Source organism: Martinezella sp. CNPSo 3957, assembly GCF_057784395.1.
The window spans coordinates 235,655-248,108 of sequence record NZ_JBXSOU010000005.1; the positions used below are offsets into that span (position 1 = coordinate 235,655).

Consider the following 12,454-nt stretch of genomic DNA (forward strand, 5'->3'; position numbering starts at 1 on the left):
CATATAGTCGATCATGACATCGAAATCTCAGACATGGGCCATCCGGCCCGCACGCGAACAGGATATGCGGACGCTCGCGGAGATTTATCTCCAGGTCCGCCGCGAGACATTCCGCTGGGTCGACCCCGATCGCTTTACACTGGAAGACTTTGCCACTCACACGAATGGCGAGCGTCTGTTCGTCTGCGAAGATGAGCATGGCACGATCGCCGGCTTCGCCGCGATTTGGGAGCCGGACGACTTCATCCACATGCTCTATATCCTGCCGGCCTTCCAGGGCCGTGGCGCGGGCAAGGCACTAATGGCCGCACTGCCGGATTGGCCAGGGCGCCGCTATCGGCTGAAATGCCTGGTCAAAAACATCCGCGCCATGGCGTTCTACAGGATGCTCGGCTTCGAGATCATCGGCGACGGCGCGTCGCCGGAAGGGGATTATAAAGAGATGCGGCTTGGCGATGCCGCTTCACTTTGACGGCAGCTGCCCGGCGATCTCTTCGGCGCGCGTGCGATGCTTGTCGGCTTCAGCCTGCCAGCGTACGGCCTCGCGCGACTGGTTACGCGCGCGCTTGCGATGCTTTCCCTGATTGACCCACGTGACCGCGGCACCGACGATCATGCCGAGGATCAGCGCCACAAACAACAGCACGAACAGAGGCGCATTCAGCGACAGCACCTGATCCTCCGGCCGAAAGGGATTGAGCGCCAAAGTGACGGATTGCCTGTTGGCAACGCAGAATATGATGAGGATGATGCCGAGCGGCAGCAATATCAGCAGATTGACGATCTTCTTGGCCATTGCGCAGCTCCTTTGTCCGCGGCCATGAGTGCCACGCACCCAAGCCACCTTCAGCCGCAGAATAGAAAAGAGGCGGCTGAATTCAAGTGCCACCGCGTCGCGGCACAATCATGTCCGACAACTATTTTCGTCGGCGCATTTGGGGAAACTCGGCCGGAGTGGCCCGATCAGTTGTCGTCTTCCTCATCGTCGCCGGCGCCCGGATTCAGGCGCTCGCGCAATTCCTTGCCCGTCTTGAAGAAGGGAACCCATTTTTCCTCGACGAAGACGGTATCGCCGGTACGCGGATTGCGACCGGAGCGTGAAGGCCGGTTTTTGACGGAAAAGGCACCGAAGCCGCGAAGCTCAACTCGGTTTCCCGCTGCGAGCGCATCGGTGATCTCATCCAAGACAGCATTGACGATATTTTCGACGTCGCGGTGATAGAGATGCGGGTTGCGGGCGGCAACAATCTGCACCAGTTCCGACTTAATCACAGCTATCCCCTTAAATCATTGATTTATCAATTGGCTGCACCCTGCCAAACAGAAAGCAGGCCGTCAAGAAACAACTTATCGGTCATGATTTTCTGGAGGCTCTCTCCTTTAATAAAATCATCATAACCGAGGCGATTTAGCAACCAGGAAGCGGCGCCCGGCCAAAAGAAGGACGAAGTTTTGTCTTCCGGCTTCCAATCGACGATCGGCAGGTCCTTCTTCACCTTGCGCGTTTCGAGATAGGCAAGGATTTCGTCCTCGCCGCCGAGCGTGTCGATCAGCTTGTTCTGCAGCGCCTGGCGGCCGGTGAAGATGCTGCCGTCGGCAAGCTTCAGCACTTCGTCGCGCGGCAGCTTGCGGCGCTCGGCGACCAGATCCACGAACCAGGCGTAGCTGTCCATGACCATATTGCGGATCATGTTCTTGGCGTCTTCGCTGGCGGGATGGAACGGCGACGGCTCGGCCTTCAGCGGCGCCGACTTGATCTCGTCGAGCGAAACGCCGACCTTGTCGAGCAGATCCTTGACCTGCGGATACTGAAAGATGACGCCGATCGACCCGGTGATGGAGGTATCGCCCGCAACGATATCGTCGCCGGCTGTCGCGATCATGTAGCCAGCCGAGGCCGCAACGGTGCGAATGTCCGACACGACCGGCTTCTTGGCGGCGACCGCGCGGATCGCCTTGAAGATCCGCTCCCCACCATAGGTCGTTCCGCCCGTCGAGGAGATCGACACGATCAGCGCCTTGACCTGGTCATTGTCGCGGATCTTCTTCAGCCGCTCCAGAAGCTCCGGATCGTCCTGGATGAGCCCGGAAATCTTGACGCGGGCGATCTGCGGACCGCGCGCATCGGGCAGATCGGCAGAGACGAAGCGATAAAACGCAAAGCCCAATGCCACCAGGAGCAAAACGGCAACAATGCGCCAGAAACCGAGCTTGCGTCGCAATTGTCGCCGATCCGCGATTGCAGAACTGTCCATCACGCCTTATTTCTCCCCGCAACAAATTGAAAGCGCTACAAACCGGATGTATGACACCTTGAAACGGGCACAATCCTCAGAGAAAAGCGTTTCCCGTTTTCGATGTCGTCGGCGGGGCGTCGCTCTGTCGTTCATCAGATAGGACATCGCCCGACCTGATGAAACCGGCCGATGGCATATTTTTCTGCTAAAATTCGCCCATGGCAGGAAAAAATCCATATTGGCAAGCCAGTGCAATAATGCGAAACGATCCGATAGGCTTTTTGGCACAGCCTCGCATAGCGTGAATGCGGTTTTCCGGATCATAGAAGACGGACCAGTTGCATGCTCAATACGATCGAGCCCCCCGGCGAGGCAATGCGCTCGGTGCCGGAACGGAACGCGTATAAAGACGCGATTTTCCACTCTAACCGCGTGAAGCGGCTGAGAGTGCTGTTGCCGCTTGCCGCCGTCGTGGTCTCGCTCCTGTTTATCGTCGTCTCGGTCATCCGCGCCTATCTGCCCGCCGACATCCGGATCGAGGGTGCCAAGATCGAGGATGGCAAGGTGGTCATGGAGCGACCGGCCATATCCGGCCGCAACAAGGATGGCATCAGCTATTCGCTGCTTGCCGAAAAGGCACTGCAGGATATCAAGAACCCGAATATGATCACGCTCAAGACCATCAAGGCGTCCATGCCGGTCAATACGGATGTGATCGCCCACGTCACGGCCCAAAGCGCGGATTTCGATCGCCAGGCCGATACGCTGAAGCTGACCGAACCCTTCACCATCATTATGGACAACGGCCTGCACGCGGAATTCAAGACCGCCTTCCTGGACGTGAAGAAGGGAGACCTTTCCAGCCAGGATCAGGTCGCAATCAGCCGAGGCGGTATGTCGGTTGTTGCGCGTTCGCTCAAGATGACGGATAAGGGGAGCGTAATCGAATTCGACGGGCAGGTTCGGATGAACATCCAACCCGCCACTCTCCATAATTCAGATAGCCAACAGAAGCCGGGCGGTTCATGACAAAGTATTGGCCTAATTCAATTTTCAATTCCGGCTTGCCCAAGGCAGGCCTTCTCTGTGCCTTTGGCGCCGTAGCATTCTTCGCCGCTGCCGAGGCCGGCGCACAGTCGACGACCAGCTCGATGCCGGGCCTTGCCCTTTCCAAGGATCAGCCGATCCAGATCGAAAGCGACAAGCTCGAGATTCACGACCAGGAAAGCCAGGCCGTCTTCACCGGCAACGTCAAAGTCGTGCAGGGCACGACGACCATGCAGGCCGGCAAGATGACGGTCTTCTACAAGAAGAAGCAGGCGGGTGACGCCAAGCAGCCCGATAATCCGGTCGCGAAGGCCGCCAAGGAACAGAACCAGTCGCTGGTGTCTGGCGATGCCAACATCGACCACATTCTGGTCAACGACAAGGTCTACCTCGTTTCCGGAACGCAGACGGCGACGGCGGAGGACGGCTCCTTCGACATGACCAACCAGCTTGCCATCCTCAAGGGCAAGAAAGTGGTTCTGACTGACGGGCCGAACGTTTTCACCGGCTGCCAGCTTACCGTGCACATGGCGACAGGCGAAGCCCAGTTGGATTCCTGTGGCGGCCGCGTCCAGATCCAGCTCGACCCGAAGTCGCAGCAAGTGCAGCAACAACAAAAGAAAAACTGATACCGGTCCCCTCGTGACGACATCGACAACTTCCACCTTGCCCGGCGTGCCCGGGCCGTCTTCTGCGGCATCCGGCGCACCGGCCGCCGACAAGGCACGCTATAAAGGCACGCTGATCGCCCGCGGCCTCACCAAGACTTACGGCAGGCGTCGCGTCGTGAATGGCGTTTCGCTGGTGGTACGGCGTGGCGAGGCTGTTGGCCTGCTGGGGCCGAACGGCGCCGGCAAGACGACCTGTTTCTACATGATCACCGGGCTGGTGCCGGTCGATGAGGGCACGATCGAAATTGACGGCAACAACGTCACGTCGATGCCGATGTACCGCCGTGCGCGGCTCGGCGTCGGCTATCTGCCGCAGGAAGCCTCGATCTTCCGCGGCCTGACCGTGGAAGAAAACATCCGCGCCGTGCTCGAGGTCCATGAAAAGGACAAGACGAAGCGGGAGCGCAAGATCGACGAATTGCTGGAAGAGTTCCATATTCGCAATCTGCGCACCGTGCCGGCGATCGCACTTTCGGGCGGCGAACGGCGCCGCCTCGAAATCGCCCGTGCGCTGGCGACCGACCCGACCTTCATGCTGCTCGACGAGCCTTTCGCCGGCGTCGACCCGATTTCGGTCGCGGATATCCAGAACCTTGTGCATCATCTGACCGCACGCGGAATCGGCGTGCTGATCACGGACCACAATGTTCGCGAAACGCTCGGCCTGATCGACCGCGCCTATATCATCCATGCGGGCGAGGTGCTGACCCATGGCAGGGCGAACGATATCGTCAGCAACCCTGAAGTACGCAAGCTGTATCTGGGTGACAATTTCAGCCTCTGATAGGCTGAAATGCCATCTTCCAATCCGCCAATATTAGCGGATGCTACCGCGCGCCGGAAATTTACTTCGGTTTCACAGTTCCGCTTGACCAAATCCAATAAAAAAGCAATTTTTGGGCCAGTTGGAATTTCGCGAGAATTTTAGTGATAAAAGACGCGGATTCCCGAGGAGTTCAAGGGGAGTCCCGCGTCCGCCATGGCACTATCGGCCAATCTTTTCCTGCGCCAAAGCCAGAGCCTGGTGATGACACCGCAACTGATGCAGTCCATCCAGTTGCTGCAGATGACGCATTTCGAGCTCACCCAATTCATCGCGCAGGAAGTCGAGAAGAATCCGCTGCTGGAATTTGCGTCAAATGACGAGGATCTAGGCAGTGCCAGCGACCGTGAGCCGAAGGACGAACGGTTCGAGGCCATGGAGGAAACCCATGGCGAGGATGGCTCCGAACGCAATGCCGGCGACCTTGCGAGCGACTGGTATGAGAGTGACAATACCGGCAATGCCAACCGGCTGAGCGACGAGCTCGACACCAATTTCGGCGATATCTTTCCTGACGACGGCAGTCCGCAGCGCGCCGATGCGCCGGAGCTGCTCAGCCAATGGAAGTCCATGCCAGGGGGGGAAGCCGGTGAGAGCTATGATCTTGACGATTTCGTCGCCGGCCAGGTGTCGCTGCGCGATCATCTGAACGAACAGATCCCATTTTCGCTTCCCGCCATGGCCGATCGGCTGATTGCCCAGCATCTTGTCGACCAGCTCGACGACACCGGCTATCTGCGCGCCGAGCTCAACGAAACGGCCGAACGGCTCGGCACCACGCTTGCCGATGTGGAACGGGTTCTGGACACCCTGCAGCAGCTCGATCCTCCCGGTGTCTTTGCCCGCTGCCTCAGCGAATGCCTGGCGATCCAGCTTCGGCAGAAGGATCGCTTCGATCCCGCCATGGAGCGACTGATCGAAAACCTTGAACTGCTCGCGCGGCGCGATTTTGCTACGTTGAAGCGGGTCTGCGGTGTCGATGAGGAAGATCTGCTCGACATGATGACGGAAATCCGTCAGCTCAACCCCAAGCCGGGCAGTGGTTTCGAGACCGAGATATCTGAGGCGATCATGCCCGATATCGTTGTGCGGCCCTCTGCGGACGATAGCTGGCTGGTGGAGCTCAATCCCGATGCGCTGCCGCGGGTATTGGTAAGCCAGTCCTATTTCGCTTCCGTCACCAAGACCAGCCAGGATCACGCCTTCCTGTCTGAATGCCTGCAGAACGCCAATTGGCTGACCCGCAGCCTGGACCAGCGCGCCAAGACGATCATGAAGGTGGCAAGCGAGATCGTGCGGCAACAGGACGCGTTCCTGCTGCATGGCGTCGACCATCTGCGGCCGCTCAACCTGAAAACCGTGGCGGACGCCATCAAGATGCATGAATCGACGGTCAGCCGCGTGACCTCGAACAAATACATGCTGACGCCGCGCGGTCTGTTCGAGCTCAAATATTTCTTCACGGTTTCGATCGGCGCCGTCGAAGGCGGCGACAGTCATTCCGCCGAAGCCGTACGTCACAAGATCCGCCTGCTGATCACGAACGAGAGCCCGGATGCGGTTCTATCCGACGACGATATCGTCGATACGCTGAAGAAGGGCGGGATAGAGCTTGCTCGCCGCACGGTTGCAAAGTACCGGGAAGCCATGAACATCCCCTCCTCCGTGCAACGGCGCCGGGAGAAGCGGGCTTTGGCCAAAGTTTCCGGTTTCTGACGGGCGGCAACCCTCAACCACAGGCTGCCGAACTCCTAACAGTCCGTTAAGACGCAGTTGACTTTCCCATGCGGCAGGGCTAGAAGCCCGCCGCAATCGCTGCAGGACAAGCACGACCATGAAACTTATCCCCACCATCCAAAAGGCGGTCGATATACGCAATTTGCCTTTGACTGCGTGAAGTGCTTGGATGAGCTTGAGGCTTGGCGTAAACTGATACGCGCAATAACCACTACAAGAAGGGAAACTCCATGAGTGTGCGTGTCTCCGGTAAACATATGGAAATTGGTGACTCCTTCCGGCAGCGGATAGAAGACCAGATCGGTATGGCCGTGACCAAATACTTCGACGGGGGGTATTCAGGTCAGGTAACTGTACACAAGTCCAGTTCGCGCTTCGCGGCCGATTGCAAGCTTCATCTCGATAGCGGCGTGGTATTGCATGCTGCAGGCGAAGCCATGGACCCGCAGCTTGCTTTCGATGCAGCATCCGAGCGCATCGAAAAGCGCCTGCGCCGTTACAAACGCAAACTCAAGGACCATCAGGCTGGCAGCCATGTGAACGGGCAGGCGGAAGTCGCCTATACGGTCATGGACAGCATTCCGGATGACGATGAGGAAATTCCTGCCGATTTCGCGCCAGCGATCGTCGCAGAAAGTACGAAGCAATTGAAGACCATGTCGGTGGCGACTGCCGTGATGGCACTCGACATGACCGACGAACCGCTGCTGCTCTTCCGCAGCCCCGGCAACGAGCACTTGAACATCGTCTACCGCCGTCAGGACGGCAACATTGGCTGGATCGACGCAGCCAATATCAAAGGCTGAGAATAGAAGATAAGCGGCGGCCGCGCATCATCGCAGCTGGCCGCCGCTTGCCCGTCATCGGTTCTCGGCGACACGAAGGATAAAGAGAATGGCATTGGCAGATTTGCTACAGCAAGATGCGATCATCCCCGCCTTGAAGGCAAATTCCAAAAAACAACTGCTTCAGGAGCTGGCCGCCAAAGCTTCCAAGCTGACCGGATTGCCCGAGCGCGAAATCTTCGATGTCGTGCTGCAGCGCGAGCGCCTCGGCTCCACCGGCGTCGGCAACGGTATCGCCATTCCCCACGGCAAGCTTGCCAGCATCAAGTCCATCGCCGGCATTTTCGCGCGCCTTGAAGCGCCTGTCGATTTCGAGGCGCTGGACGATCAGCCCGTCGATCTCGTCTTCCTGCTGCTTGCACCCGAAGGGGCCGGCGCAGACCACCTGAAGGCGCTCTCGCGCATCGCCCGCGTTCTGCGGGACCAGGATCTCGTCGCCAAGCTCCGCGCCACCGATTCCGCCTCCGCCATTTACGCCTTCCTCAACGAGGAGCAGGCATCCAACGCTGCCTGACGGCTTGGATTGCATCCAAGGCAAAAATAAGAGCCGGACGATCAGAGATCGTTCCGGCTCTTATTTTTTAGCGATGACTTTGAAAATCAGGCATCTTTTTCGTCGAGCGGGCTGTTGGCGCCCTGCTCGGCATTTTCGACGATCTTCGGGCCACCCTTGGCAACGCCGACCATGGCCGGGCGCAGAACGCGATCGCCAATGGCGAAACCTGCCTGCACGACCTGAACGACCGTGTTGTTCGGCACCTCGGGATTGGGCACTTCGAACATGGCCTGATGGAAATTGGGATCGAACTTCTGTCCGATCGGTTCGAGCTGGCGCACGCCATGACGCTCGAGAGCCGACAACATCGAACGCTCGGTCATCTCGACGCCTTCGATCAGCGTCTTAAGGCCGGCATCGGCACCGGCGCGTGCTTCAGCCGGAATGGCATCCAACGTGCGGCGCAGATTGTCTGCCACCGAGAGCATGTCGCGGGCAAAGCTTGCCACGGAATAGGACTTTGCATCCTTCACATCGCGCTCGGTGCGGCGACGGAGGTTGTCCATCTCAGCAGCCAGGCGAAGATAGCGATCGCGCAGTTCGCCGTTTTCGGCCTTCAGCAGCTCAACCGGATCTGGCTGGGACGGCTCGGCCGCATCTACGGTTTCCGCTGCATCCTGCGCGAAATCCGCTGACGTGTCGGCCGCCGTGGCGTCAGGTCCGGTTTTTGTTGTTTCGTCGGTCATGACGGTCTCCGAATTGCTTGGTCTTTGGATGTGCCCGATATCGAGGTTTGCTCGGAAAAAATCAAGGCTTTGTCGAGAAGAACAGCCAATTCGCGGCTTTGCGATGACGGCAATACTCTGCCTGCTCATTGCTGCCGCTTGTGACATCAGCTGTTCAGCCCTCCCTACCAGTGGTATTCTGAAATACATCTCAGCACAGCGTGGGGTGACATCAATGTCTAATGGCAAATCCCTTTCAGGCAAGTGTTTCTGTGGCGCGGTGGAAATCGCAGTCGATGGCGAGCCAATGGCGATGGGCTACTGTCATTGCGACTCCTGCCGGGAATGGTCGGCAGGGCCGGTCAACGCCTTCTCGCTCTGGCCTCCGGAAGCCGTGCATATCACCAAAGGCGCGGACAAGATCGGCAGCTACCAAAAGACCGAGAAGAGCGTGCGCAAGTGGTGCACGGTCTGTGGCGGTCATCTTCTGACGGAACATCCGCCGTGGGGCGTGACCGATGTCTACGCGGCCGTCCTGCCCGACCTCGATTTTCAGCCTGGCGTGCATGTCAACTACGAGACGACGGTGCTGCATCTGAAGGACGGGCTGCCGAAGCAGAAGGATTTACCAGCCGAGATGGGCGGATCGGGAACCTTGCTTCCCGATTGACCTTAGCCGCTAGGGTGGTTCAGTTTTCCACGGAATCCTGAACCGCTCTATCTCTTTGTTGCCTCGCAATTCCGGACGGAAAACCACTGCGCACTTTTCCTGGGATTGCTCTAGATCCTCTCCTCAGATTCCAGTCAGATTCCGGGCCGCGAAAGCCGCGAGATCAGCTGCGCGGTATAATCGACCATGGGCACGATGCGGGCATAGTTCAGCCGCGTCGGGCCGATGACACCGACGGCGCCGACGATGCGGTCATCATCATCGCGATAGGGCGCAACGATCAGCGAAGAGCCGGACAGCGAGAAGAGCTTGTTTTCCGAGCCGATGAAGATGCGCACGCCCGGTCCGCTTTCGGCCAGATTGAGGATCTCGATCAGGCTGTCCTTCTTCTCCAGATCGTCGAAAAGCAGGCGCAGACGATCCAGATCCTCCGCGCCGCCGATTTCGGCGAGTAGGTTGGAATGACCTCGAACGATAAGCTGCGTCGGCTTGCCGTCGTCATCACCGCCGGACCACACGGCGATGCCGCGCTCGACCAGCTGATGGGAGAGGCTATCCAGCTCCTGGCGCACGCTTTCCTTGAGAGTTTGCAACTGCCGCCGCAATTCCGGCATCGTCTGGCCGGTCATATGAGCATTGAGGAAATTGGCGGCTTCCGTCAGCTGCGACGATGTGGTGCCGGCCGGCAGCTCGATAATGCGGTTTTCCACTTGATCGTGCTCGCCGACGAGCACGGCGAGCGCCTTGGTCGGCTCCAGCCGGATGAATTCCACATGCTTGAGAACGGGATCGCTCTTGGAGGTGATGACGAGACCGGCGCCGCGCGAGATGCCCGATAGCACCCGGCTTGCCTCCGACATCATCGATTCCACCGGCTGGTCGCGATTGCTGCCGCGCACCTGCCGGTCGATATTGGCGCGGTCCTCGGCCGAGAGATCGCCGACCTGCATGAAAGCATCGACGAAGAAGCGCAGGCCCACCTGGGTCGGCAATCGCCCGGCGCTCACATGCGGCGAATAGATGAGTCCCAGCTCTTCCAGATCGCTCATGACATTGCGCACGGAAGCTGGCGACAGCGACATGGGCAAGAGGCGCGAGAGATTGCGCGAGCCCAATGGCTCGCCGTTCTCAAGATAGCCTTCGACGATGCGACGGAAGATTTCCTTGGAGCGTTCGTCCAGTGCAGCAATGACATCCGAGACCGACGATGTCGTGAATACCATTTCGCTGTCAGATCCATTCCGTTGAGCCTTAGGCAAAATATAATCATTCAGTTAGCAATGGCAAAAGGGAAAAATGTCGCCATGGCTGCCGAGGGGCTTTGCAGCCTGCTTTTCCTTTGCAAAAGCGGCCTGCGGGTCGTAGAAGCGGTCAACGAACATTCAGGAGAGTGGAATGCGGCCTTCAGGCAGAAAAACCGACCAGATGCGCAAGGTGTCGTTCGAGCGCAATTTTTCCAAGCATGCGGAAGGCTCCTGCCTGGTGAAATTCGGCGATACGCATGTGCTCTGCACGGCAAGCCTGGAAGACAAGACGCCGCCATGGCTGCGCAACAGCGGCAAGGGCTGGGTCACAGCCGAATACGGCATGCTGCCGCGCGCCACGGGCGAGCGCATGAAGCGCGAAGCTGCCGCCGGCAAGCAGGGCGGCCGTACGCAGGAAATCCAGCGCCTCATCGGCCGATCGCTGCGCGCCGTCGTCGATCTCAAGGAACTCGGCGAGCGCCAGATCACCGTCGATTGCGACGTCATCCAGGCCGATGGCGGTACGCGCACGGCCTCGATCACCGGCGGCTGGATCGCGCTTTACGACTGCCTGAAGTGGATGGAAAGCCGCAACATGGTGAAGGTCGAGCGCGTGCTGAAGGATCACATCGCCGCCATCTCCTGCGGCATCTTCGCCGATCAGCCTGTCATCGATCTCGACTATCTTGAGGATTCCTCGGCCGAGACCGACGCAAATTTCGTCATGACGGGCAAGGGCGGCATCGTCGAGATCCAGGGAACGGCTGAGGGTGCCCCCTTCAGCGAAGAGGAATTCGCCACGCTGATGCATCTGGCCAAGAACGGCATTGCCGAACTGGTGGAGCTGCAGAAGCAGGCTATCGCCTGAGGATATTTTGAATGGCTGACCCGGCCCTCGCAGGCGTCCTTGAAACCGCACTCTATGCGGACGATCTCGATGCAGCCGAGGCCTTTTATGGCGGCATACTCGGATTGCAGAAGATCTCGCGCGGCGGCAACCGTCATGTCTTCTATCGCTGCGGACCGGGCGTATTGCTGATCTTCAACAGCGAGGAAACGGTTAAGCCGCACGAGCCGGGTGCCCTGCCCGTGCCGCCGCATGGCACGAAGGGGCAGGGTCATGTCTGCTTCCGCGTCGATGGCAACGAGATCGGGATCATGGCCGAGAGGTTGAAGGCAGCCGGTGTCGATATCGAAGCCGATTTTCACTGGCCGAATGGCGGCCGATCGATCTATTTCCGCGATCCGGCCGGCAACAGCCTGGAATGCGCCGAACCCCGCATCTGGGGCCTATGACAGGACAGCACATGCGCAAGCTCGACACCAAGACCATTGTCGTCGCCAGCCACAATGCCGGCAAGATCCAGGAAATCCGCGATCTGATCGGCCCGCTCGGCTTTACCGCCAAGTCCGCCGCCGATCTGAACTTCATCGAGCCGGACGAGACGGGCACGACCTTCGAGGAAAATGCGACGATCAAGGCGCTCGCCTCCGCCAATGCCTCCGGCCTGCCGGCACTCTCGGACGATTCCGGCCTGGTGATCGATGCGCTCGGCGGCGATCCCGGCGTCTATACCGCCAATTGGGCCGAAACGGCTGACGGCACGCGTGACTTCGCAATGGCCATGCAGAAGGTCGAAACCGCCCTGGAAAAGGCCGGCGCCATCACGCCGGAGAGCCGCACTGCTCGCTTCGTCAGCGTGCTTTGCCTCGCCTGGCCGGACGGGCATACCGAGCTTTTCCGCGGCGAAGTCGAAGGCACGGTCGTCTGGCCACCGCGCGGCGGCCAAGGCTTCGGCTACGACCCGGTCTTCCAGCCCAAGGGATACGAGACTACGTTTGGCGAAATGAGTGCCGAGCAGAAGCATGGCTGGAAGCCGGGCGACGAGCAGGCGCTCTCGCATCGCGCCCGAGCCTTCAAGATCTTTGTCGAAACCTGCCTGGAGGCGTAAGCTAACC

16 protein-coding genes are annotated in these 12,454 nt (G+C 59.2%); 11 read left to right on the plus strand and 5 right to left on the minus strand.

Going from position 1 to position 12,454, the window contains the following annotated elements:
- Window positions 1-13 precede the first annotated feature (13 nt).
- Window positions 14-472, plus strand: a complete 459-nt coding sequence (locus AC13QE_RS14910; RefSeq protein ID WP_132715669.1) for a GNAT family N-acetyltransferase — start codon at window positions 14-16, stop codon at window positions 470-472.
- Here AC13QE_RS14910 and AC13QE_RS14915 read toward each other — a convergent pair.
- The 3 genes from AC13QE_RS14915 to sppA form a co-directional block, all read right to left on the minus strand.
- Window positions 464-796, minus strand: coding sequence for a LapA family protein (locus AC13QE_RS14915; RefSeq protein WP_112336691.1), 333 nt, complete (start codon window positions 794-796; stop codon window positions 464-466). The two genes, AC13QE_RS14910 and AC13QE_RS14915, sit on opposite strands and share 9 nt — an antisense overlap.
- Window positions 797-963: 167 nt before the next feature.
- Window positions 964-1,272, minus strand: a complete 309-nt coding sequence (locus AC13QE_RS14920; RefSeq protein WP_015338608.1) for an integration host factor subunit beta — start codon at window positions 1,270-1,272, stop codon at window positions 964-966.
- 26 nt (window positions 1,273-1,298) lie between these two features.
- Entirely contained in the window at window positions 1,299-2,255 is a 957-nt protein-coding gene (gene sppA, locus AC13QE_RS14925; protein WP_112336692.1) for a signal peptide peptidase SppA, read from the minus strand.
- 324 nt (window positions 2,256-2,579) lie between these two features.
- Between sppA and lptC the strand changes: the two genes are divergently transcribed.
- The 6 genes from lptC to ptsN all read left to right on the plus strand — a co-directional run bounded on the left by lptC (window position 2,580) and on the right by ptsN (window position 7,874).
- Window positions 2,580-3,266: an LPS export ABC transporter periplasmic protein LptC gene (gene lptC / locus AC13QE_RS14930; protein ID WP_132715668.1), complete on the plus strand. Its 687-nt coding sequence runs from the start codon at window positions 2,580-2,582 to the stop codon at window positions 3,264-3,266.
- Window positions 3,263-3,913 carry an LptA/OstA family protein gene (locus tag AC13QE_RS14935; protein WP_132715667.1) on the plus strand — a complete coding sequence of 217 codons (651 nt, stop codon included), beginning with the start codon at window positions 3,263-3,265 and terminating at the stop codon, window positions 3,911-3,913. The genes lptC and AC13QE_RS14935 overlap by 4 nt, the downstream gene beginning before the upstream one ends.
- Window positions 3,914-3,950: 37 nt before the next feature.
- Complete coding sequence (gene lptB / locus AC13QE_RS14940) at window positions 3,951-4,739, plus strand: LPS export ABC transporter ATP-binding protein (protein ID WP_041677789.1); 789 nt, start codon at window positions 3,951-3,953, stop codon at window positions 4,737-4,739.
- 243 nt (window positions 4,740-4,982) lie between these two features.
- The gene (gene rpoN / locus AC13QE_RS14945) at window positions 4,983-6,494 is read left to right on the plus strand and encodes an RNA polymerase factor sigma-54 (RefSeq protein ID WP_488484358.1); all 1,512 of its coding nucleotides are present in this window, start codon (window positions 4,983-4,985) and stop codon (window positions 6,492-6,494) included.
- 251 nt (window positions 6,495-6,745) lie between these two features.
- Window positions 6,746-7,321, plus strand: coding sequence for a ribosome hibernation-promoting factor, HPF/YfiA family (hpf, locus tag AC13QE_RS14950; RefSeq protein WP_132715665.1), 576 nt, complete (start codon window positions 6,746-6,748; stop codon window positions 7,319-7,321).
- 88 nt (window positions 7,322-7,409) lie between these two features.
- Window positions 7,410-7,874 (plus strand): PTS IIA-like nitrogen regulatory protein PtsN, encoded by a 465-nt coding sequence (ptsN, locus tag AC13QE_RS14955; RefSeq protein ID WP_015338601.1) that lies wholly within the window; start codon window positions 7,410-7,412, stop codon window positions 7,872-7,874.
- 86 nt (window positions 7,875-7,960) lie between these two features.
- Here the strand turns inward: ptsN and grpE are convergent, their stop codons facing one another.
- Window positions 7,961-8,602, minus strand: coding sequence for a nucleotide exchange factor GrpE (grpE, locus tag AC13QE_RS14960; protein ID WP_015338600.1), 642 nt, complete (start codon window positions 8,600-8,602; stop codon window positions 7,961-7,963).
- A 214-nt stretch (window positions 8,603-8,816) separates the two neighbouring features.
- Here grpE and AC13QE_RS14965 point away from each other — a divergent pair, with 214 nt between their 5' ends.
- The gene (locus AC13QE_RS14965) at window positions 8,817-9,251 is read left to right on the plus strand and encodes a GFA family protein (protein WP_488484244.1); all 435 of its coding nucleotides are present in this window, start codon (window positions 8,817-8,819) and stop codon (window positions 9,249-9,251) included.
- Between the two features lie 134 nt (window positions 9,252-9,385).
- Here AC13QE_RS14965 and hrcA read toward each other — a convergent pair whose 3' ends face one another.
- Window positions 9,386-10,474, minus strand: coding sequence for a heat-inducible transcriptional repressor HrcA (hrcA, locus tag AC13QE_RS14970; protein ID WP_015338598.1), 1,089 nt, complete (start codon window positions 10,472-10,474; stop codon window positions 9,386-9,388).
- A 172-nt stretch (window positions 10,475-10,646) separates the two neighbouring features.
- Here hrcA and rph point away from each other — a divergent pair, with 172 nt between their 5' ends.
- Genes rph through rdgB form a run of 3 tightly spaced genes read left to right on the plus strand, consistent with a single transcriptional unit; the run spans window position 10,647 to window position 12,447 of the window.
- The gene (gene rph, locus AC13QE_RS14975) at window positions 10,647-11,363 is read left to right on the plus strand and encodes a ribonuclease PH (protein ID WP_015338597.1); all 717 of its coding nucleotides are present in this window, start codon (window positions 10,647-10,649) and stop codon (window positions 11,361-11,363) included.
- An 11-nt stretch (window positions 11,364-11,374) separates the two neighbouring features.
- Window positions 11,375-11,791, plus strand: a complete 417-nt coding sequence (locus tag AC13QE_RS14980; protein ID WP_488484245.1) for a VOC family protein — start codon at window positions 11,375-11,377, stop codon at window positions 11,789-11,791.
- Window positions 11,792-11,802: 11 nt separating this feature from the next.
- Window positions 11,803-12,447: an RdgB/HAM1 family non-canonical purine NTP pyrophosphatase gene (rdgB, locus tag AC13QE_RS14985; RefSeq protein ID WP_488484246.1), complete on the plus strand. Its 645-nt coding sequence runs from the start codon at window positions 11,803-11,805 to the stop codon at window positions 12,445-12,447.
- Window positions 12,448-12,454: the final 7 nt, after the last annotated feature.